Raw genomic sequence first — 21481 nt, forward strand, 5'->3', positions numbered from 1 at the left:
GGATCCCGTACACGATGAAGTTCCTGCCGATTCTCGGTCTGGCCGGGTGCCTGCTATTGAATGCATGCGTCCTGGCACCCGGCCAGCACATGAAGACCGGTGAGTTGAACGACAAGGAAAGCGCGACCGGAAGCCGCTACCAGCTCGTTCCGATCACGCCCAAGCTGATCGCGATGGATCGCGCCACCGCCACCGGGCGGGGCGTCGACCCCAGTCTCATCTCCTACCAGCCGGATCCCTATCGCATCGGTCCGGGAGATTCGCTGTACATCACGATCTGGGAGCACCCGGAACTCACCTCCCCCGCCGGTTCACAGCAGCAGACGGGTGCCAATGGACGACTCGTGCGGCCCGACGGCACGCTCTTTTATCCCTATGTCGGCTTGATCAACGCCGGTGGCATGACGGTGGAAGAACTTCGCCAGGCCATCACTGACCGCCTGACGAAGTACATCGAGAAGCCCCAGGTCGACATCAGCATCATCAGCTACGCCAGCCAGCGGGTCACACTGGGCGGTGCCTTCGTCAGGACCGATCCACAGAACATCACCGTGACACCGCTCACGCTCGCTCAGGCGGTCGGGACGGCAGGCGTCAATGCCCAGCTGGCCGACCTGTCGGATGTCGTGCTCCGGCGTGATAACCGGGAATACCACATCGATCTGGACGCACTGTCGCGCTCGCGCGACGGCGGCAAGGACATCTACCTGAAGGGCGGTGACAGCGTTTACCTGCCTTACAACGACCGGCACGAGGCATACGTTATCGGTGAAGTGCTGAGGCCGCAGGCGATTTCTTTCAAAACCAGCGACCTCACTCTCACCCAGGCCCTGGGCCGCACGGGCGGTCTCAGCCAGACCAGCGCGAACGGCAAGTCGGTCTATGTCATCCGTGGCGTCGAAGACATGGAGAAGGCGCCGGCGACGATTTTTCAGCTGGACAACACCTCCCCGGCGTCCTTCGCCGTCGCATCGCAGTTCTCAGTCAAACCGGGCGACGTCATTTTCGTCGGGCCCGCTGGAATTACGCGCTGGAACCGCTTCATCAGCCAGCTGCTGCCGCTCTCGGGGCTGATCAGCAATGCCGCCACGACGCAATACAACCTGGATCGCGACAGCCAGCTCTAGCTCTGATCGCGTTCCGCTCCATTTTTACGAGCTAAACAGGCGACATCGATGAAGGTCACTATATTCGGCACCGGTTATGTGGGACTGGTCACCGGCGCTTGCCTCGCGGAAATGGGCAATCACGTGGTGTGCGTGGACGTCGACGAGGCCAAGGTGGAAGGGCTTCGCAAAGGCGTCATTCCGATCTACGAGCCCGGCCTCGAGCCGATCGTCAAGCGTAACTATGCTTCCGGGCAGCTCGATTTCACGACCGATCCGGAACCCGCTATCGCGCACGGCGAGCTGATTTTCATCGCGGTGGGTACGCCACCCGATGAAGATGGCAGCGCCGATATGAAGTACGTATTGAGCGTTGCCCGCACCATCGGCAAGCATATCGATGGCTACGCGGTGGTCGTGAACAAATCCACCGTACCCGTGGGTACGGCTGACCGCGTGAGGACCACGATCGCCGAAGTCCTCGGAGAGCGCGGTGCGAAGGTCGACTTCGACGTGGTCTCCAACCCGGAGTTCCTGAAGGAAGGCGATGCGGTCGAAGACTGCCTGCGCCCGGACCGCATCGTGGTCGGCTCGTCCAGCGAGCGCGCCGTGGCGCGCCTGCGGAAGCTGTACGCGCCGTTCAACCGCAACCATGACCGCATGGTCGTGATGGATGAGCGCTCCGCGGAGCTGACCAAGTATGCGGCCAACGCGATGCTCGCGACCAAGATCAGCTTCATGAACGAAATCGCGAACATCGCCGAGCGTGTCGGCGCCGACGTCGAACTGGTGCGCCAGGGCATCGGCGCGGATCCGCGCATCGGTTACCACTTCATCTATCCCGGTGCCGGTTATGGCGGCTCCTGCTTCCCCAAGGATGTACAGGCACTGGAGCGGATCGCTCGCGGTCACGGTTACGACGCGCGCCTTCTCAGCATGGTCGAAGCGGTGAATGCCGACCAGAAGACCCGGCTGTTCGCGCAGATCCAGCGCCACTTCGGGGGTGACGTTAAAGGCAAGACCGTCGCTCTGTGGGGTCTTGCGTTCAAACCGAATACCGATGACATGCGCGAAGCGCCAAGCCGCCGCCTGATCGAGGCACTGTGGAAAGCGGGCGCTAAAGTCCGCGCCTTCGACCCGGAGGCCAGGGAGGAAACCACGCGTATCTACGGCGATCGCGGCGACGATCTCGTGCTGTGCGACAGCGCATACGACGCACTCAATGGGGCCGATGTGCTGGCACTGGTCACCGAGTGGAAGGCCTTCCGCAGTCCGGACTTCGCACGGATCAAGGCGGCACTGAAGACGCCGGCGATCTTCGATGGGCGCAATCTCTACGACCCCGTGACGGTCGAAGAAGCGGGTATCGCTTATTACGGCATTGGCCGCGGGCGTTCGCTGCAACGCTAAAGCGCTGAAGCAGAGCTTCAGCGAGATAAGAAAGCCGCGCCCTGAAAGGGGCGCGGCTTTTTTTTGCAGCTGAAATAACGGTCAGTCGCCGATCTTGTTGAGGTTCTTGTCGAACAGATCGCTGTCGAGATCGTTGGTCATCGTGTAAAGCGTGTAGCGCTTGTTGAGACGCGCTCCGCCATCGCGCTGCAAGGGCTCCCACAGCAACGTGGCCCGGCTGCGCGACGACCGCGGCAGCAGCATGTCGAACGGAATGGACACATAGATGCCCTTGTCGAAGCTGCCTTCGCCGTAGCCCGCGCTGCCCGACTTGTTGGTAATCGTGGCGTACGCGCCCATGCGTGCCCCATTGGCGAACTGGCGTGACACGTCGACCGTCGTACCCCAGTCGCCGGCAAGGTAACGGCCCACGCTCACGGCGAGCGTCACGTTATGGAATCCGGTATCGAGGTATCCGGTCGCCTGCCCCGTAATCACGTGGTAGCGGCGGAAGGAGAAATCCTGATCGAAACCGCGCGACTTGACCCAGTTCAGGTCCGCCCCGAAGGCCCAGTGCTGACCGAACGGACGGTACAAGACTTCGCCACCGGCACCGCCATACATGCTTTCGAGCATGCCCGCGTACGCCAGGCCGTAAAGGTCTTCGCCCAGCTTGTGCGTGCCCGTGACCTGGAAGTTCGGCATGGTGATATCCGAGCTGGTCAGATACTGCCGGACATTGGTGCGGACCCGTGGCAGATTGCTGGGCGCGTCGTACTTGAACTTGTCGTAGTTGTTGGCGATGTTGACCGCCAGCACCCCGTCCACCCACAGATTGCGCGTGATGTTGAACGTGCCCGACGCGGCGCCGTAGATCTGGTACAGAACGAAAGCGTCGGGACCACCGAGGTTCTGCTGATAGCCGAGCGAGGTGCCACCGGAGAAGCGCTTGAGCGGCGCCCGGTAAAGCACCTCCTCTTCCTGCGCGGTCACCGGGTCCTGCTCCACGCTGCGACGGAACGTCTGCAGGTCGATCCGGTTGTCCAGCAACTCGATGAACTTAGGACGATGGACGCTGGTGTCCACCGTGGCCAGACCATTGCGTTCGGACCTGACGGTCAGCCAGTCGATACTGCCGTCGACGCGGTTATCGATGATGCGCGTCGCGCGGCCGACGCCCTCGGCGTTATAGAAAAAGCGATCCTGCTGGCCATGAATGACCAGCTCCGAGCCGCGACGACCGATGCTGCTGACGTTGATGCCTGCGTTGTCGTTGAGGGTCCTGGCCACTTCGCGCCAGTCGACCTGATCGGGGGGACGTCGCGAACGAGCCGACGAGTCCGCCGTAAGGTTGCCCCCGCCTTCAGAGCCCGGTGACACGGCTCCCGAGGGTGGCGGCGTCGCTTCCGGAGATGCCGAATCGGCCGTTCCCCTCATCGCCCTGTCACCAGTCGCTTCCGGAGGAGCCGCCACGGGTGTGCTCTCGAACGCCACGGCCTCCGGCTTCGGATCGTTCAGTTTGGGCGGATCGACATGCGTCGCCAGATTGCTGTGCAGGTTGATCGCGGCGGTCGCCACCTTGCCGCGCTCGTAGCCGAGCGTCAGGTCGACATTGCGGTTGACCCGGAATACGGCGCCCAGGTTGATCGGCCACCGCTGCGGCTGATTGTTGCTCTGCGGCTGATGTTTGTAGTCGTTGCCATCGAGTTCGGCCTTGAGGACCAGCCAGTCCCACGGCGATCGGTACTCGACGCCTCCGAAGAAACCCGGACGTCCGCGCAGGAACTTGTTGATGCTCAGCGCACCCGTCGCACCGGAACCGCTGCTCGGCCGCGTGCTGAACTTGTCGCTGATGATATTCAGCGGGTTGGCGATATCGCCGCGGTTGCCGATGTAGCCCCAGGCCAGACCCAGGCTGAAATCGAATGGCCCTGCCCGCTTGCTGGTGACGATGTATTCGCTCGAGAACAGGCCGGTACCGCCGATGTCGCGCGCGCCGACCGCCACGGCGGGAAGCCAGCGGCTTTCCTCCCACAAGCGGATCTTGGCGTCGATCGACTTGTCCTTATACGTCTGGCTACCGCTGAGGTAAGCCGGTCCATACGGCCGGTTACTTACGTTGGTATAGCGGAACGACCCTTCCAGCCAGGGTAGCGGCTGCATGGATACGCTGTAATTCGTATAGGGCGTCGTACGGCTCAGGACGAAGCTGAACTCGCCTTCCTGCGCCATGCGTGCCGTTGGCGACTGCAGGAGGCCCACGCCACCGAAGTCGCTCTGCGTATAGGTTTCCTGCGCGAGCACGCACGTCGCTCCGCCCGCCCAGAGGGCAAGGCCGGCGCAGCAGCCATGCAGCGCGACCCGCCGCGTGACGCGCCGTCGACGTCGAGGCGCCCGCATTAGCGCGCGCCCTCGTCGTTCAACAACTGCGTGGCGAGAAACGCGGCAATGTCATGGTTGAAGTCATCGTCGGCGGCGCCGGCGATGGCCTTGTTATCGAACGGCACGTAGATCCAGGCCCCCGGCGCCAGCACCCGTGGCGCATCGCGATTCCACAAGGCGATGTTCTGCTGGAATACCGCGCCGTCGGGCTGCACGACGAAAATCATATTGGGATCGGCAGCTTTTGAAACGGGACAATCCTTCAGGTAGTCGCGGGCGTCACGGAAGCCGACCTGGGGCAAGCGGCAGGGTTCATTCACCGCGCCGACCACGCGGATGTCCCGCGGACGCGTTGGGTAGAAAAGGCGATCGCCGTCATGCACCGGCCAGTTGTCGGCCGGCGTGACCTCGAGGCGGAACGGATCCAGAGCGGACAGGGTCCGGCGACCCGTCACCGGCAAACTGGCGAACCAGCGCTGGAAAGCGGCCGCGCCTATCGACAGATCCTCCTGACCCTTCGCCATGGCCTGACGACGGATGGCACCCAGCTCATACTCCAGACCGGCGCGCAGACGCAACTGATCCCGCTGCAGGGCGGGCTGAAGCCACGCGGCGCCGAGCAGATAGGCATCCGGAGAGACGCCTGCCGCCAGTGCCGGGGCCGACAGGCGGGCTCCAGCCGGATAGACGTCCGAACCCGGTCGGGCCACGGCGCCGTCGACGGTCACGGTCACACCGCTCTGCGCGAACGACGGCCCGGCCATGGCCACGAGCAGCGAAAACAGCGCGACGCCCCTCACGCGGCGGGCTCGCGATACGGTCGCAGCTGGATCAGCTCCAGCGGGTAATCCGGGGCCACGTACTGGCGGCTCTTCCAGATAAAACCGTCCGCCGGGTCGACCCAGTAGCGATTGTCGAAGTGCACGCCCTGCGCGGTCAGCGACTCGTCCACACGTCTCAGACGATGCACCTTGCCCAGGATTTCGACATCTTCCAGCCCTTTCGGCTCGAGCTGCGCCCGAAGGATGACGCCATACCGGTAATCCGGCGACCAGTCCATCCGACGGCTATAGCTGACTGGCCCGCTGAGCCGCTGCAGGCCCTGATGAAAGGGGTTTTCGCCCGGGAAGGCCGACGCATCCAGGTTCTGGGGAAGGCCGACGGTACGAGCGATCACGCCGTCTCGCGTGAACACGATATCGTGGTTGCCGCCGTACCAGCCGAGCTCGCCCTGCTCCGTCTTCGCCAGGATCAGAATCGCCTGGCCGGCGGGAGAATTCGCCTGCAATTGAAAATACGGCGAGGCCGCCACGGACTCGGGGGTGGCATCCACTTTGTCTCCCTGAAACGCGAGACGCACACTCTCGACACTGCCAAGCGACACCGTCGAGCAACCGGCGAGCAACGCCAGCACCAGTGCGAACCCACCGGGGAACAGAAAACTTAGCGCGACGCGGGCGCGTTGTGTCTCAGGCCAAGCCAAAATCAGTGATGGGTCCGTTAAGTAAATGTCGAGCCCCAGCGTCGTGGCAAACGGGGCGATGCGAGGACAACACTGACAGTGGATCTACCCTACGAACACTACATGACCGATGCGGACTGAAAACTGACTGACGTCACGACGCGCGCCTATAAATACTTCAACCATCCGCTGACGGCACCATCGATCAGTTTGTATACATGTTCGAAGGCCGGGCGTTGTTGGCGGTAGGGGTCGGGAATGTCGGCTCCCGCGCCCCAGCGATCCAGCAGAAAGACCTTCCCGCTTACCTCAGGCGCCATCCGACCGATTTCCGCGATGTGTCGCTTCTCCATGGCAAGGATCAGATCGGATTGGCGCAGCAGTGCGTTATCGGCCTGCCGGGCGCGGTGAGCCGCGCCATCCACGCCGTGTTCACGCAACAGCTCCAGCGAGGTCGCATCCATCGCGTGGCCAACGAGTGCGCCGAGGCCGGCGCTGCTCACCTGGGCGCGATGATCGCCACCGAGGCGATGCCGTAGCAGGTATTCCGCGGTGGGACTGCGGCAGATGTTGCCGACACAGACAATCAGTATCCGTTCGAACATAGGTGCTGCGATACTCCGGGTCGTAGACAGACATAAGCGATGAGCGCAACCGACATGATAGCGACACACGAGTGCATGGCATGACCCTGTGGCAAGCCATCACCAGTTTCGGCGACAGCGCACTACTGCTTCCCCTGATTACATGGACCGGTATCTGCCTGCTGGTGCCGGCACCCCAGTGGCGGGATGTCCGGCGCTGGGGCTTCGCCGTCGCGACGGCGGGCGGCATCGTCTGCCTCTCCAAGCTGCTATTCATGGCCTGGGGTATCGGACCGCCCGGACTCAACTACACCGGCTTCAGCGGTCATACGACGCTGGCGATACTGGTATGGCCCTCGCTAGGCGCCCTGCTCGCGCGGGACGGCAACGTCCGCATACGACGCACAGCGATCGCCGCGGGTTGCCTGATCGGGGCAGGCGTGGCCGTCTCCCGACTGGTACTGAAGGTGCACAGTCCCTCGGAAGTCTGGCTGGGCGCGCTGCTGGGAACCGCCGTCATGGCCTGGTTCGTACGCGGCGTTGAACCGACCCTCCACGAGTCGCGCTCCGACGCACGGCGGCGCATCCTCATCCTCGCGTTGGGCGCGGTGGCCATCTTCGTACTGTGCTATGGCCGCGTGTTTCCCTCTCAACATGTCCTCAAGGACGTCGCGCTCTGGCTCAGCGGCCACAGCGACGTTTTCACCCGCCGTATTCGCCTGGACTCTCCATGACCGCGCCGAGGCCCTTTGAGAACAGCCTCTGGCTGCCCCGGCTGGTGGAGGCGCGCGCCGCCATGATTCAGTCGGCCGGTGACACCGCCCTGGCCGCCGACGAACTGCGGCGGTACCAGAAGTTCGCCAGGCCGGGACAGCCCTCGGCTCACATCGTCCAGCTGCGGCAAAGGCAGGCGGCGGCCCGGCAGGCGACGGCGCGAGCGAAGCAGGCCTTCCTGAAGGCCGCGATGGAGTTCACGCGTGAGGCGGAGCTCCTTCCACCACCGCGCGTCACGCTCGAGGCCTTCGTACTGGACTGGCTGGATGCGCACCCCGACGCCACGCCCACGTCGACGCCATGACGCGTATCGACGGGGAAACGCGCGCCCATGCCCACGTCAACGTTGCGTTGCGCTTCCCACGGCCGCCTGCATCGCACGGTAGTCGCTTGGCGTCATACCGACAGTCGCCTTGAACTGGCGCGCAAACGCGCTCTGATCGACGAAGCCGCAGGCCATGCCGATCGACGCCACGTTATCGTCACCGCCAAGGAGACGCATGGCCGCTTCGATACGCAGCTTGGTCAGCACCTGCTGCGGTGTCAGCTGGAAGACGCGGCGGAAGTGCCGCTCGAGCTGCGCGACCGACAACCCGGCCAGCTCGGCCAGGGTGGGGATGCGCACCCCCTCGCCGTGGTGCTCCTGCATGTACGCAAGAACGCGTCGCAACCGTTCGTAAGTAGGATGCTTGCCGTCCGGCAGACCGAGATCGCGCGAGATGCCGATCACCCCGCGGATGTCGCCACGCGACGACACCAGCGGGCGCTTGCAGGTGAGACACCACCCCGGCGCGCGGTTGCTGAAGATGTGCACCTCCAGCTGGTTCTCGATGACTTCGCCCGCCAGTACGCGCCGGTCCTGAGCCGCATACGACCCGCCCATCATCGCCGGAAACAATTCCGTGACTCCCCGGCCGATGATGTCGCCCCGACGCTTCAGCCCCAGACGTCTCACGAGGGTCAGATTGGCATGCGTGTACCGCCCTTCGGTGTCCTTGACGAAGAACACGACGTCGGGTAACGCGTCGAACAGCGGTTCGAGCTCATCGGCGGAAATCTTCATGGGCCTGGGGCTCCTCCGGGGCGGCAACGGCGACCTGTCACGGCAATGAAGAGATGCCGCAACGCATCATAAAGCCGATAGAACCGGGAATTGCAAGCCTCGCAGCGTTCCACCCCGTCGCTGGCGGCGGATCGGACGTTATGCCAAATTCCGCATCCGTCATCGGTAAAGCTTTCTATACGCAGACAGGCCGCCCCGGTGAGCATGGAAGCCATGCATCACATCGAATTCATCGACTCACACACTGGCGGCGAACCTACCCGGGTCGTCCTCTCCGGCTTTCCCGATCTGGGCGACGGCCCACTGGCCGGTCGCCGTCAGCTCATGCGCGAAAGGTACGACGCCTGGCGGCAGGCGATCGCGTGCGAGCCGCGCGGCTCGGACACGATGGTCGGCGCGCTCCTGCTGGAACCGACCGACCCGTCGTCGTGCGCAGCGGTGATCTTTTTCAACAACGTCGGCTACCTCGGCATGTGCGGCCACGGCACCATCGGCCTCATCCGCACACTGCAGCATCTCGGCCGCATCGCCCCCGGCCGGCATCGTCTCGAGACACCGGTCGGCGTCGTCGGTATCGAGCTGCTGGACGACGGACGCGTGTCGATCGACAACGTCGAGAGCTACCGCTATCGCCGTAACGTATCGGTGGCTGTGGAAGGCCATGGCCCGGTCACGGGCGATGTCGCCTGGGGCGGCAACTGGTTTTTCATCACGAGCCAGTCTCCCCTGCCCCTCACGCTGGCCAACCAGCGGGCGCTGACCGCGTACACGGAAGCGATCCGCGCCGGTCTGGAACGCGACGGCATCACCGGCGCGAACGACGAAGAAATCGACCATATCGAGCTCAACGGGCCGGACGAGGAGAGCGGCGGCGACGGACGTAACTTCGTCCTCTGCCCCGGCATGGCCTACGACCGTTCGCCCTGCGGGACAGGCACCAGCGCCAAGGTCGCGTGCCTGGCCGCCGATGGCAAGCTCGATCCGGGTCAGGTGTGGCGCCAGGCCGGCATCCTCGGCAGCCTGTTCGAGGCGACTTACAAGCACGGCGAGCGCGGCGTTCTTCCGCGTATCACGGGCAGCGCGCACGTGACCATGCAGGGCACCATCCTGATCGACGAGGCCGACCCGCTGGCCTGGGGCATCGGCGCCGCGTGAGCACGTACGATCTGATCGTCATCGGTGCCGGCATCGTCGGCGCCGCCTGCGCCGAGCAGGCCACCGCCGAGGGCCTCAAGGTCGCGATCGTGGAGCCCGCCACCGTCGGGGGCGGCGCCACCGCCGCCGCCATGGGTCACCTGGTGGCCATGGACGATGACCCGGCGGAATTCGCACTGTCGCGATATTCGCTCGGTCTGTGGGAAGCCTTCGCCGAACTGCCCGCCGCGGAGTTCAGCCGCTGCGGCACATTGTGGGTGGCCAGTAACGACGATGAACTGGCACGCATTCCCGACAAGCTGGCACGTCTGACCGACGCGGGCGTCGTCGCCGAAGCCGTGGACGCCGCCGGTCTGTACGAACTCGAGCCGATGCTCGCCGCCGACTTGCGCGGCGGGCTGCTGATTCCGCGGGAAGCGGTGGTCTATCCACCGGCCGTCGCGCGGCATCTGGTCGACCTCGCGCTCGAACGTGGGGCCACGCTGCACCGGCAATACGCGTTCCGGCTGCAACCGGGTGGTGTCGTACTGCAGGACGGAGGCAAGCTGCACGGTCCGGTACTCGTCGCCACCGGATGCGCCTTGCCGCGACTGCTGCCACGACTGCCGATCCGCGCGCGGAAAGGTCACCTTGTGATTACCGAACGCTACGGGCAGCGAGTCAATCACCAGTTGCTCGAACTCGGCTATGCGGACAGCGCTCACGGTGCCGATGCGGCAAGCGTGGCGTTCAACGTGCAGCCGCGCCCGACCGGGCAGATCCTCATCGGCTCCTCCCGCGAATACGACGCGGCGGATGCGGACGTCTCGATGGATATGGTCCGGATGATGCTGCAGCGAAGCTTCCGGTTCCTTCCATGGTTGCGAGAGCTCGATGCGTTGCGCGTGTGGACGGGCTTCCGCCCCGTCAGTACCGACGGCTTACCGTACCTGGGCCGCGTACCTGGCATGGCCGACACCTGGGTCGCGGCCGGTCATGAGGGGCTGGGCGTCACCACGTCGCTTGGCAGCGCACGCTTGCTTATCGATCAGCTGCTCGGCCGACCGACGGCCATCGACGCCGCGCCTTACGATCCAGCGCGGGTGGCTTTATGACGGCGCGGGAAGCACGTCTCATCGTGGACGGCGTCATCAGGCGCGTACCGGCCAGCATCACTGTCGCCGCCGCCCTGCTCAGCCTCGACCTGCCGTTCCGCCGCTCCGTCAGCGGTCAACACCGTGCCGCCCTGTGCGGCATGGGTGTCTGCTTCGAATGCCGGGTGCGTATCGACGGCGTCGCGCAACAGCGCGCCTGCCAGGTCACGGTCCGCGATGGCATGACGGTAGACAGCGAATGAGCGACACCTTCGACATCGCCATCGTCGGTGCGGGTCCCGCGGGTCTTGCCGCGGCGGCCGCCGCAGCCACACACGGGCGGCGCGTCGTGCTGATCGACAGCCAGCCGAAGCCCGGCGGCCAGGTATGGCGTCACGACGTACGACACGGCTATCCCGCCATGGCCGATCGCAGCATCCGTGAGGCCTTGTCATCGCGTGGTGTGACCTGGGTGGCCGAGACGCAGGTCATCGCCACGGAAGCCAGCCATCTTCTGCTGCAGGATCCGCGACGCGGTTACCTGCTGCCGTACCGTTCGCTGATCATCGCGACGGGCGCACGCGAGTTACTCATGCCTTTTCCGGGCTGGACGCTGCCGGGTGTGGTCGGGGCGGGTGGTTTGCAGGCCCTGGTCAAGCAAGGCTGGGCCCTGCGTGGACGACGTGTACTTGTCGCCGGTAGCGGACCGCTGCTTCTTGCCGCCGCGGCGACGGCACGAAAGCACGGCGCCATCGTCACCGGCATTCATGAGCAGGCGTCGACCGGTGAGCTTCACCGCTTCGCCCGCAGCCTCTGGCGCTGGCCGGCGAAGCTCGCACAGGCCGCCGCCTTGCAGGTCTCGCTTCGCGGTATCGACTACCGCCACGGCAGCGTCGTGACCGAGGCCGTCGGCGAGCACGCCGTGTCGGCCGCACTGATCGAGCGCGCCGGGCATGTGCAACGCGTCGACTGCGACGTACTCGCGGTCGGCTTCGGTCTCGTCCCGGATCTGACGCTCGCCCGCCAGATCGGCTGCGCGACGCGCGCCGACACGCTTCATCCTCAGGTCGATGTCGATACCCATCAGCGCACCAGCCTCGACGATACGTTCGCCGCGGGCGAGAGCTGCGGTATCGGTGGCCGCGACTGCGCGCGTCTCGAAGGCCGGATCGCCGGGCTGGCCGCTGCCGGCGTCGCGATACCCGATGCGCTCCTGCGTCGACGCGATCACGCGCGGGCCTTCGCGACCCTGTTGCGCGAGCATTTCGCGTTGTCACCGCGCGTCCGTGAGCTCGCCCGCGACGACACCCTGATATGTCGCTGCGAAGACGTGTCCTTCGGTGCCGTCCGCGCCCATGGGGACCCTCGCAGCGCCAAGCTCGCCACGCGCTGCGGCATGGGCGCCTGCCAGGGCCGCGTATGCGGCGCGGCCATGACCGAGCTCGGTCTGGGTGCGCGCACCGATGCGCGCCCGCCCTTTTTCCCTGCCCGCCTGTCCACCCTGGGCGAGCCGGATTTTCCCAGTTCCCTTCCTGCATCGAGAGGCATCCAAGCATGAGCAACGCAACTTTCTGGCACGGCGTCCTTCCCGCCATCACCACGCCATTCAAGGCCGATGGCCAGGTCGACCACGAGTTTCTCGCCAAACATGCGCTGCAGATGATCGACGCCGGCTGCAAGGGCATCGTGCCGCTGGGCTCGCTCGGCGAAGCCGCCACGCTGAGCTACGACGAGAAGACGGCCATCCTGCGGACGCTGGTCAAGGCGCTCGACGGCCGCGCGCCCGTCATTCCGGGTATTGCCTCGCTCTCCACCGACGAAGCCGTACGGCTGGCGCAAGACGCCAGGGCCATCGGTTGTTCGGCCCTCATGGTGTTGCCGCCATACGTCTACTCCACGGACTGGCGGGAGATGAGCGCGCACGTGAAGGCCGTGATCGCCGCGACCGACCTCCCGTGCATGCTGTACAACAACCCGGTGGCGTACAAGACCGACTTCACGCCGGCGCAGATCGCCGAGCTGGCGGGTCAGTTCCCCAACCTGCAGGCCGTCAAGGAATCTTCCGCCGATGTGCGGCGCTTCGCCGCCATCCGTGCGCTCGCCGGCGATCGTCTCGAACTGCTTGTCGGCATGGACGACGCGCTGGTCGAAGGCGTCAGCATGGGTGCGGTCGGCTGGATCGCCGGCCTGGTCAATGCGTATCCGGCCGAATCGGTGAAGCTGTTCGAGCTGGCCCGCGATGGCGGTGCCAAGGCCGCGGAATCCCTGTATGCCTGGTTCCTCCCGCTTCTCCGCCTCGATACCGTGCCGACCTTCGTACAGCTGATCAAGCTGGTGCAGTCGCGCGTCGGCATGGGCAGCGAAACCGTGCGCGCGCCGCGCCTGCCGGTGGCCGGCGCCGAGCGCGACGCGGCGATGAAGGTGATCGACCACGCAATCGCCACCCGGCCGGGAGTCTGATCCATGGCCGAGCAGCCGCAGGTTCTGATCGGTGGCCAGTGGCGCGCCGCCGACGCGCCCACCGGCTCGTTCCACGCGGAAGATCCCACGCGTGGTGAAGCCATCGGGCCGTCGTTTCCCGTCAGCGGCGCGGACGACGTGGAGGCGGCGCTCGCAGCCGCCACGGCGGTCGCCGGTGAACTGGCCGCCGTGCCGCCCGAGCGCATCGCCGATTTCCTCGAGCGCTACGCGGCGGCGATCGACGCCGATGCCGAAACGCTCGTGTCCCTGGCCGCCGCGGAAACGGCACTGCCCGCCGAGCCGCGACTGCGCTCGGTCGAACTCCCGCGTGCCAGCGGACAGCTGCGTCAGGCGGCACGCGCGGTGCGTGAACACAGCTGGAGCGATCCGGTCATCGACACGGCCAGTGGTCTGCGAGCGCATCGCGCACCGCTGGGCAAGCCGGTACTGGTGTTCGGACCGAACAATTTTCCGTTCGCCTTCAACGCGATCGCGGGCAGCGACTTCGCCTCGGCCATCGCGGCACGCAATCCCGTGATCGCCAAGGCGCACCCGTCGCACCCGGCGACCTCACAACGGCTCGCCGAGCTGGCGCACGAGGCGGTCCTGGCCTCGGGCCTGCCGGCCGCCTCGGTGCAGATGCTGTATCACTTCGATAACGCGATCGGCGCGGCCCTCGCTTCCGACGCGCGGCTGGGTGCGATCGGTTTCACCGGCAGCCGCGCCGGTGGCCTCGCGCTGAAGTCCGCCGCCGATGGCGCGGGTGTCCCCATCTACGCCGAGATGTCCAGCGTCAACCCGGTGTTCCTGCTGCCGGGTGCGCTTGCGGAAGATGCCGAAGCACTCGCCACGGCCTTTTTCACGTCCTGCACGATGGGCAGTGGCCAGTTCTGCACCAACCCCGGCATCGTCATCGTGCCCACCGGTGAGGATGGCGATGCGTTCGTCGCCAGCGCCACGGCGCAGTTCGCCGCGGCGACGCCCCGCGTCCTGTTTTCGCGCGGTGTGCAGGAGGGCCTGATGCGCGCCGTGGGCGCGTTGAGGAAAGCGGGCGCCACCGTGCTCGCCGGTGGGGCCACCGGCGACGACGCGGGTTACCGTTTCCAGCCGACCCTGCTCAGCGTCGATGCCGCGGCCTTCGTCGCCGATAAAGGCGCGTTGCAGACGGAGGCTTTCGGTCCGGTCAGTCTGCTCGTCCGTGCCGACGGCGATGACGACTTCGCCGCCATCGCGCGAGCCTTCGAGGGCAACCTCACCGGAACGATGTACCGCGCGACGGATGGCAGCGACGATGCGTCGTGGCAATCCATCGCCCGGCATCTGCGCGAGCGCGTCGGTCGCCTCATCGCCAATCGCATGCCGACCGGCGTGGCGGTCAGCCCCGCCATGAATCACGGTGGCCCGTTCCCCTCGACGAGCCATGCCGGCTTCACCGCCGTGGGCATGCCGTCGGCGATTCACCGCTTCACGGCGCTGCACAGCTACGACAACGTGCCCGATGCCCTGCTTCCGCCGGAACTGCGCGACCGCAATGCTGGCGGCGTGCAGCGACGGATCGACGGCCGCTGGACCGATGCGGACGTGGGTGACGCCGCATGAGCACGCAGATCGGACACCTGACCCCGGAGCAGGCCCGCGAGGCCTGCACACCGTGGACGCAACTTGCGCCACGCATCGGCCGGGACGAGTACCTTGCTCGCCTGGAGCGCGCGCAACGCCTGCTCGATGCCGCTGGCGCAGGTGCGCTGCTGGTCACGGCCGGCACGTCGCTACGTTATTTCACCGGGATCCCCTGGGGCGCCACCGAGCGGCTCGTCGCGATGCTGCTTCCGCGACGGGGCGAGCCGGTATTGATCTGCCCCGCGTTCGAGGAAGGTTCGCTGCGCGCCGAACTGGCCCATCCGATGACGATGGCGTTCTGGGAAGAGCACGAGGACCCCTGCGCGCTGGTCGCCGCGTGCATGGCCTCACGCGGCGCGAGTACGCTGGCCCTGGACCCCGCGGCGCCGTTCAACGTGTTCACGGGGCTCGCGCACACACTGGGGACCCGCGATATCGTCGATGCGACACCGGTGATCGACGGGTGCCGGGCACGCAAGTCGGCGACGGAACTCGCCCTGATGAAGCAAGCCTGCGCGATGACGCTGAAAGTGCAGGCGCTCGCCGCCGGCATGCTGCACGAGGGCATCGCCGCCGGTGACGTGAAGCGCTTTATCGACGGCGCCCATCGCGCGCTGGGCGCGGACAACGGTTCCACGTTCTGTATCGTGCAGTTCGGTGTGGCCACGTCGTATCCCCATGGCGTGCCGGGCGAGCAGTACCTCGAGAAAGACCAGGTCGTCCTGATCGATACGGGTTGCAGCGTGGCCGGCTACCAGTCGGACATCACACGTACCTACGTCTTCGGCACACCGGACGCCGAGCAGTCGCGCATCTGGAACCTGGAACGCGCGGCACAACAGGCGGCTTTCGACGCAGTGCGCCCCGGCGTGCCTTGTGCGGACATCGACGCCGCCGCGCGACGTGTGATCGAGGCCGGCGGTCTGGGGCCGGACTATCGCCTGCCGGGTCTGCCGCATCGTACGGGCCACGGCTGCGGAATGGCCATCCACGAGGCGCCGTACCTCGTCCGTGGCAACACGGCACCTCTCGCACCGGGGAACTGCTGCAGCGACGAACCCATGATCGTCGTTCCCGGCCGGTTCGGCATCCGCCTCGAGGACCATTTCTACGTCACCGACGACGGTGGCGCATGGTTCACCGCGCCGTCGCCTTCGATCGAGCAACCGTTTGCCTGATTGTGCACAATGCCGCATCGTCACCGGGCAATGTCTTCTAGCCGCCCGGTGACGCTCGCGCGAGCATCGGGTGATACGTTCCAGAGGGGAATCGCATGACCCGTTTTCCAGCCGTCCGCGGCCTCGTTCTCGCGTGCCTGCTGGCCGCGCCATACGCCTCCGCTCAAGCGGCCGACGCGCCTGCCAGGGCCTTCGACGCGCTCGTCGCCGAGCGCTGGGAATACCAGCTGAAGGAAAGTCCGGAACTCGCCACGACCATCGGCGATTACCGCTATAACGACCGCTGGACCGATTATTCGCTGGCTCACGTCGCTGTCGACGGCAAGGCCACCGCCGATTTCCTGCGCCGGTTCGAAGCCGTGGACGTGTCCCAGCTCGACGAGCAGCGCCGCCTCAGTCAGGCCATGGCCGTGCGCGAGCTGAAGGACCACCTCGAAGCCATCCGCCTCAAGAATCACGAGATGGTGCTGGATCAGATCGGTGGCGTGCAGCTTCAGCTTCCCGGCTTCGTTCCGACCATCCCGTTCGACAGCACACGCCACTACGAGGACTACCTCGCCCGCCTCAGGGCGATCCCAGGCATCGTCGACCAGCTGATCGCCGCATCGCGCGCAGGGATGGCCGATGGGCTCATGCAGCCGCGCTATCTGCTCGAAAAGGTCGCCGTGCAGGCGCGGCAGATCGCCGATCCGGCGGGCGAAGCCAATGTCTTCGGCCAGCCGGCCGCGCATATCCCGGACAGCGTGTCGGCGAAGGACAAGGCGCGGCTGAAACAGGCGATCCTCGCCACTGTGGATAACGAGGTGCGCCCCGCGTATCGCAAACTGGCGAACTTCGTCGCCAACGACTACGCCCCGCACGGCCGTACGCAGGAAGGGATCTGGTCCCTGCCCGACGGTGACGCAAGGTATCGCTATGCCATCCACACACAAACCACCACCGACCTCGACCCGAAGCGCATCCATCAGATCGGTCTGGATGAAGTAGAGCGGATCGAAGGCGAGATGACCGCCATCGCGAAACAGCTCGGCTACGCCGACCTGCCCGCCTTCCGCGCCGCCGTCGCAAAGGACCCGAAACGCTACGCCACCTCGCGCGAGCAGATTCTCGACGGCTACCGCAAGTACATCGCCGGTATGCAGCCCGAACTGCCGAAACTCTTCGGCCATCTGCCGACCACGGCCCTGTACGTGCAGGCCGTGGAGGCCTACCGCGAGAAAGACGCCGCCGGCGCCGAATACCATCAGGGTACGCCCGACGGCAAGCGTCCCGGTGTGGTCTTCGTCAACACGGGCGACTTCGCCCAGCGCACGCTCTACACCATCGAAGACACCGCGTATCACGAAGGCGTACCGGGCCATCATCTGCAGATCTCGATCGCGCAGAGCCTGCCGCTACCGCCATTCCGTCAGCAGGCCGGGTACAACGCGTACATCGAAGGATGGGCACTTTATGCGGAGCGCCTCGCCAAAGAGGCCGGCTTCTACAAGGACCCGTACAACGACTACGGCCGTCTGAGCGGCGATCTGCTGCGCGCCGACCGTCTCGTGCTCGACAGCGGCGTGCATGCGCTGCACTGGACGCGCAAGCAGATGATCGACTTCTTCCACGCCCATCCGGCCGAGGACGAGCCGAGCATGCAGGCCGAGACCGACCGTTACATCGCGTGGCCGGGCCAGGCCCTCGGTTACAAGCTCGGCCAGCTCAAGTTTCTGGAACTTCGTCAGCGGGCCGAGAAGGCCCTCGGCACCGCCTTCGACATCCGCGCCTTCCACGATGAAATGCTCTCGGGCGGCGCCATGCCGCTGGAACTGCTGGATGCGCGCACCGATGCATGGATCGCCGCACAGAAGGCCGCAAAGCCCACCTCGCACTGATCGGAGAGTCTCATGGCCCGTCCATCCGCCCGTCTTGCCTGCCTGCTCGGCATCGTCACTTTCGCCGCCCCTGTGCTCGCCGACGACGCGACTCGACGGTTCCATGAGATAGCCAGCCGCGAGTACGCGTGGCGCCAGGCCCAGTTCGCCGGCGCGGATGACGAAGACGGTCCGGCCAGACCGGCCGACCGCCTTCCCAAAGTCGACGCCGCCACCCAGGCCGCACGCGAGGCCTACTGGACGAAGGTCGTGGAACAGCTCCAGGCGATCGATCCCGCGCAGCTGAAAGGCGAAGACCCGGTCAACTACGCGGTCTTCCGCCAGCAGGTCGACGTCCTGCTGGCCGACCAGCGCTTCAGGACGTGGCAGATGCCGTTCAACGCGGACTCGGCGTTCTGGAGCAACCTCGGCTTCAGCGCGCGCGCCACGTTCACCGACGCGGATGCGTACCGGAACTATCTCGGGCGCCTGCGCGATGTACCGCGGTATTTCGACGAACAGATCGCGGATATGCGGCTGGGCCTGGCACGTGGCTTCAGCCAGCCGAAGCTCGTGGTGAGCAGTCAGTACGACGGCATACGCACGGTGGCGGACGCGGAAGGCGACGCCAATCTCTTCTACACGCCATTCCTGAAAATGCCGGCGACGATTCCCGCCGCCGAGCAGGCACGTCTGCGCGACGAAGCGAAGAAGACGATCGCGGCGCAGGTCCGCCCGGCTTACGCGAAGCTGCTGGCCTTCATGAAGAATGAGTATTACCCGAAGGCGCGCGACGGTCTCGCGGCCGAGGACCTGCCCGACGGCAAGGCGTTTTACCGTTCGCAGATCCTCGAGTACACCACGCTGGACCGAAGTCCCGACGATATCCACGCGCTGGGACTCAAGGAAATGGCGGACATCCACGGCCAGATGCTGGCGGTGATGAAAGAGGTCGACTTCAAGGGAAGTTTTCCCGACTTCCTGCAATTCCTCCGTACAGACCCGCAGTTCTACGCAAAGACACCCGACGAACTGCTGAAGGACGCCGCGTGGATCGCGAAGGAAGTGGATGCCGTGGTCGGCGATTACATCGGACTGCTGCCGCGCCGCCGCTTTGCGATCAAACCGGTGCCTGACGATCTCGCACCGATCTACACGGGTGGCCGCGGCGGCCCGGGCATCTATCTGGTCAACACGTATAACCTGCCCGCTCGCCCGCTTTACTCCCTGCCCGCGCTGACCCTGCACGAATCCTCACCGGGGCACGCCTTGCAGATGCCTCTCGCCGCCGAGACCACCGGCCTGCCCGACTACCGCCGTTTCAGCTACATCTCGGCATACGGTGAGGGCTGGGCGCTTTATTGCGAGTATCTCGGTCAGGAGATGGGCATCTATCACACGCCGTACGAGCGCTTCGGTTATCTCAGCTATCAGGCGTGGCGCGCCGCCCGTCTGGTCGTCGACACCGGCATCCATCATCTGCACTGGACGCGTGAGCAGGCACGCCAGTACCTGCGCGACAACACCGCGCTGGCGGAGCACGAGATCGACACCGAGGTGGATCGCTACATCGCCTGGCCGGCGCAGGCGCTGTCGTACTACCTCGGCGAGATGGCGATCCGTGACGGACGCGAGCGTGCGACGAAGGCGCTGGGCGAGCACTTCGACATCCGCGCCTTCCACGACACGGTGCTGTCCACCGGTTCCGTGCCGCTGCCGGTGCTGAACCAGCGTATCGACGCGTTTATCGCGGGCGGCGGCAAATCACCGTATGCCGAGGGGGCGCACTGATATGAGCGATGCACCCCGCGACGCACAAGGCCATTTCCAGAAGCGACTGACACTGGTCGATCTCACCTTCATCGGACTGGGCGCGATCTTCGGCTCGGGCTGGCTCTTCGCAGCGGGGCATGTGGCCGCACTCGCGGGACCCGCCGGCATTCTTTCCTGGCTGATCGGCGGAGCCGCCGTCTTGCTGCTCGGTCTGGTCTACTGCGAACTCGGTGCGGCACTGCCGCGAGCCGGCGGTGCGGTGCGTTACCCGGAGTACTCGCACGGCGCGCTGCTTGGCTCCCTGATGGGTTTCATCACCCTGATCGCGTTTTCCAGCCTGATCGCCATCGAGACCGTCGCATGCCGGCAGTACGCCGCCGCGTGGCTGCCCGGGCTGAACGTGCCCGGCAGCACCCATGCGAGCGTCCTCGGCTGGTTCGTGCAGCTGGCCCTGTTGCTGCTGTTCTTCGCGCTGAACTACTACAGCGTGAAGACCTTCGCAAAAGCCAACAACATCATCAGCGTCTTCAAGTTCGTGGTACCCGTGCTGGTCATCGTGATGCTGCTGACCCACTTTCATCCGGGCAACCTGAGCATCCACGGCCTCATGCCGAACGGGCTGTCCGGTGTCGAAGCCGCCGTGTCGGCGGGCGGCATCATCTTCGCCTACCTCGGCCTGACGCCGATCGTGTCCGTGGCCAGCGAGGTGCGCGAGCCGCAACGGACGATTCCCATCGCGTTGATCCTGTCGGTGCTGCTGTCGACAGTGATCTACGTGCTGCTGCAGCTGGCCTTCCTCGGTGGCATCCCGACCGACCTCCTGTCGGGAGGCTGGAGCGGTATGGACAAGGCGTTCGCCCTTCCCTATCACGACATCGCGCTCGCGCTCGGTTTCGGCTGGCTGGCGACGCTGGTGGTCTGCGACGCGGTGATTTCGCCCAGCGGCACCGGCAACATCTACATGAACGCCACACCGCGCATCGTCTACGGCTGGGCGCGCAGTGGCGGCTTTCTGCCCTCGCTTACGCGGATCGACCTCAAGTCGGGCATTCCGCGTCCTGCGCTATGGCTTACGCTGGCCCTGTCCATCTTCTGGACGTTGCCCTTTCCGTCGTGGGAGGCGCTGATCCAGGTGGTGTCCGCCGCGCTGGTGCTCAGTTATGCCGTGGCCCCCGTCACGGTCGCCGCGCTTCGCCGGAGCGCGCCTGAGCTCGACCGGCCGTTTCGTGTCCGCGGTTTCGCGGTGATCGGACCGGTGTCGTTCGCGGTGGCCGGCTTGATCGTCTACTGGTCCGGCTGGGGCACGGTGTCGTGGTTGCTCGGACTGCAGGTCGCCGCGTTCGTTGTCTATGTCGTGGTGAAACGCGCCGTGGGCGCGGCGCGTGACGTGCTCGCACAGCAGGTGCGTTCGGCGCTGTGGCTGATCGGGTTCTATCTCGTGATCATGCTGGTGTCGGCGTTCGGGACCTTCGGCGGAAACGGCGTCGTGGCGCATCCGTGGGATTCCGTCACGGTGTTTGTCGCGTCGCTGGGCATTTATTACTGGGGCGCAGCGACAGGGTTACCTGCGTCCGCGCTGGCTTTGGATGATGACGATGATTGAGAG

General features: G+C 65.7%; 19 protein-coding genes. 14 read left to right on the forward strand and 5 right to left on the reverse strand.

Features of this window, described 5'->3' with window-relative positions; translation table 11 throughout:
* The first annotated feature begins 14 nt into the window (after positions 1–14).
* Together J2X57_RS02070 and J2X57_RS02075 are read left to right on the forward strand one after the other, a co-directional pair.
* Positions 15–1127 (forward strand): polysaccharide biosynthesis/export family protein, encoded by a 1113-nt coding sequence (locus J2X57_RS02070; RefSeq protein ID WP_036113405.1) that lies wholly within the window; start codon positions 15–17, stop codon positions 1125–1127.
* A gap of 48 nt (positions 1128–1175) precedes the next feature.
* Positions 1176–2516 carry a UDP-glucose/GDP-mannose dehydrogenase family protein gene (locus J2X57_RS02075; protein ID WP_309863220.1) on the forward strand — a complete coding sequence of 447 codons (1341 nt, stop codon included), beginning with the start codon at positions 1176–1178 and terminating at the stop codon, positions 2514–2516.
* 81 nt (positions 2517–2597) lie between these two features.
* Here J2X57_RS02075 and J2X57_RS02080 read toward each other — a convergent pair whose 3' ends face one another.
* The 4 genes from J2X57_RS02080 to J2X57_RS02095 form a co-directional block, all read right to left on the reverse strand.
* Positions 2598–4799: a YjbH domain-containing protein gene (locus tag J2X57_RS02080; protein ID WP_309863224.1), complete on the reverse strand. Its 2202-nt coding sequence runs from the start codon at positions 4797–4799 to the stop codon at positions 2598–2600.
* A 95-nt stretch (positions 4800–4894) separates the two neighbouring features.
* Positions 4895–5677, reverse strand: coding sequence for a capsule biosynthesis GfcC family protein (locus tag J2X57_RS02085; RefSeq protein WP_309863227.1), 783 nt, complete (start codon positions 5675–5677; stop codon positions 4895–4897).
* Positions 5674–6360: a YjbF family lipoprotein gene (locus tag J2X57_RS02090; protein ID WP_197062388.1), complete on the reverse strand. Its 687-nt coding sequence runs from the start codon at positions 6358–6360 to the stop codon at positions 5674–5676. Before J2X57_RS02090 ends, J2X57_RS02085 begins: the two co-directional genes overlap by 4 nt.
* A gap of 146 nt (positions 6361–6506) precedes the next feature.
* Positions 6507–6944, reverse strand: coding sequence for a low molecular weight protein-tyrosine-phosphatase (locus J2X57_RS02095; protein ID WP_036113418.1), 438 nt, complete (start codon positions 6942–6944; stop codon positions 6507–6509).
* A gap of 80 nt (positions 6945–7024) precedes the next feature.
* Here J2X57_RS02095 and J2X57_RS02100 point away from each other — a divergent pair, with 80 nt between their 5' ends.
* Both J2X57_RS02100 and J2X57_RS02105 read left to right on the forward strand, forming a co-directional pair.
* On the forward strand, positions 7025–7657 hold the full coding sequence (locus tag J2X57_RS02100) for a phosphatase PAP2 family protein (RefSeq protein ID WP_309863232.1): 633 nt from the start codon (positions 7025–7027) through the stop codon (positions 7655–7657).
* On the forward strand, positions 7654–8001 hold the full coding sequence (locus J2X57_RS02105; protein ID WP_051943685.1) for a hypothetical protein: 348 nt from the start codon (positions 7654–7656) through the stop codon (positions 7999–8001). Before J2X57_RS02100 ends, J2X57_RS02105 begins: the two co-directional genes overlap by 4 nt.
* Before the next feature lie 36 nt (positions 8002–8037).
* Here the strand turns inward: J2X57_RS02105 and J2X57_RS02110 are convergent, their stop codons facing one another.
* Positions 8038–8760 carry an AraC family transcriptional regulator gene (locus J2X57_RS02110; protein WP_036113425.1) on the reverse strand — a complete coding sequence of 241 codons (723 nt, stop codon included), beginning with the start codon at positions 8758–8760 and terminating at the stop codon, positions 8038–8040.
* A 213-nt stretch (positions 8761–8973) separates the two neighbouring features.
* Between J2X57_RS02110 and J2X57_RS02115 the strand changes: the two genes are divergently transcribed.
* From J2X57_RS02115 to J2X57_RS02160, 10 genes are all read left to right on the forward strand, one after another.
* Entirely contained in the window at positions 8974–9915 is a 942-nt protein-coding gene (locus tag J2X57_RS02115; RefSeq protein WP_309863240.1) for a 4-hydroxyproline epimerase, read from the forward strand.
* Positions 9912–11009 carry an FAD-dependent oxidoreductase gene (locus tag J2X57_RS02120; protein ID WP_308845836.1) on the forward strand — a complete coding sequence of 366 codons (1098 nt, stop codon included), beginning with the start codon at positions 9912–9914 and terminating at the stop codon, positions 11007–11009. The genes J2X57_RS02115 and J2X57_RS02120 overlap by 4 nt, the downstream gene beginning before the upstream one ends.
* Entirely contained in the window at positions 11006–11251 is a 246-nt protein-coding gene (locus J2X57_RS02125) for a (2Fe-2S)-binding protein (protein WP_308845837.1), read from the forward strand. Before J2X57_RS02120 ends, J2X57_RS02125 begins: the two co-directional genes overlap by 4 nt.
* Positions 11248–12546 carry an FAD/NAD(P)-binding oxidoreductase gene (locus tag J2X57_RS02130; protein WP_309863244.1) on the forward strand — a complete coding sequence of 433 codons (1299 nt, stop codon included), beginning with the start codon at positions 11248–11250 and terminating at the stop codon, positions 12544–12546. Before J2X57_RS02125 ends, J2X57_RS02130 begins: the two co-directional genes overlap by 4 nt.
* Positions 12543–13448 carry a dihydrodipicolinate synthase family protein gene (locus tag J2X57_RS02135; RefSeq protein WP_036113440.1) on the forward strand — a complete coding sequence of 302 codons (906 nt, stop codon included), beginning with the start codon at positions 12543–12545 and terminating at the stop codon, positions 13446–13448. The genes J2X57_RS02130 and J2X57_RS02135 overlap by 4 nt, the downstream gene beginning before the upstream one ends.
* A gap of 3 nt (positions 13449–13451) precedes the next feature.
* A complete protein-coding gene (locus J2X57_RS02140; protein ID WP_309863249.1) occupies positions 13452–15047 on the forward strand; it encodes an aldehyde dehydrogenase family protein in 1596 nt (531 codons plus the stop codon).
* Positions 15044–16246, forward strand: a complete 1203-nt coding sequence (locus tag J2X57_RS02145; RefSeq protein ID WP_043693871.1) for a Xaa-Pro peptidase family protein — start codon at positions 15044–15046, stop codon at positions 16244–16246. The genes J2X57_RS02140 and J2X57_RS02145 overlap by 4 nt, the downstream gene beginning before the upstream one ends.
* Before the next feature lie 95 nt (positions 16247–16341).
* Complete coding sequence (locus J2X57_RS02150; RefSeq protein ID WP_309863252.1) at positions 16342–18123, forward strand: DUF885 family protein; 1782 nt, start codon at positions 16342–16344, stop codon at positions 18121–18123.
* Between the two features lie 12 nt (positions 18124–18135).
* The gene (locus J2X57_RS02155; RefSeq protein ID WP_309863255.1) at positions 18136–19893 is read left to right on the forward strand and encodes a DUF885 family protein; all 1758 of its coding nucleotides are present in this window, start codon (positions 18136–18138) and stop codon (positions 19891–19893) included.
* Position 19894: 1 nt separating this feature from the next.
* A complete protein-coding gene (locus J2X57_RS02160) occupies positions 19895–21478 on the forward strand; it encodes an APC family permease (protein WP_309863258.1) in 1584 nt (527 codons plus the stop codon).
* Positions 21479–21481 lie beyond the last annotated feature (3 nt).

Origin of the sequence: Luteibacter sp. 1214 (genome assembly GCF_031455395.1) — a bacterium.
GTDB lineage: Bacteria > Pseudomonadota > Gammaproteobacteria > Xanthomonadales > Rhodanobacteraceae > Luteibacter > Luteibacter mycovicinus.